This is a genomic window from Pseudomonas sp. RGM 3321, assembly GCF_022836805.1.
Classification (GTDB): domain Bacteria; phylum Pseudomonadota; class Gammaproteobacteria; order Pseudomonadales; family Pseudomonadaceae; genus Aquipseudomonas.
In genome coordinates this window covers 1-477 of record NZ_JALHBH010000049.1, presented here as the reverse complement: position 1 = coordinate 477, position 477 = coordinate 1, and the positions used below count along the sequence as shown (strand labels likewise).

The following is a 477-nucleotide window of genomic DNA, read 5'->3' as shown; positions in this document are numbered from 1 at the left end:
ATTATGCCCCAACCGCCAAGGTATTAGCCATGGTGAAAGCCAATGCCTACGGGCATGGCGCCGTCAACTGTTTACCTGCCGTCGCACAAGCCGATGCCTTAGGTGTCGCTTGTTTGCAAGAAGCGATAGAACTGCAACAGGCGGGCTGGCAAAAACTAATGGTAGTGATTGAAGGCGCGTTTTCGTTAGCGGAATGGCAATATTGTACAGCGCATCAAATCGAGTGCGTGGTGCACCACCAACGCCAATTAGACTGGGCGTTGCAGCAGCCTGCAAAGAAAGGCGCAACCGTGTGGCTAAAACTACACACTGGCATGAACCGCCTTGGCTTTACATCCGATGAAGTCAGGGAAATTGCTCAGCAATTAACTAGCTCAGGCTATGAGATTGTTTTGACCACCCATTTTGCCAACGCTGATGTCATCGATCATCCCAATAATCAACAACAATTTGAATTATTTGATTCAACCTTACAAA

Annotated in this window: 1 protein-coding gene; it reads left to right on the top strand. The window is 48.2% G+C overall.

Going from position 1 to position 477, the window contains the following annotated elements; translation table 11 throughout:
- Window positions 1-29: 29 nt before the first annotated feature.
- Window positions 30-477 (top strand): alanine racemase (locus tag RGM3321_RS00190; RefSeq protein WP_244391032.1); only part of this gene is annotated, 448 nt, incomplete at its 3' end.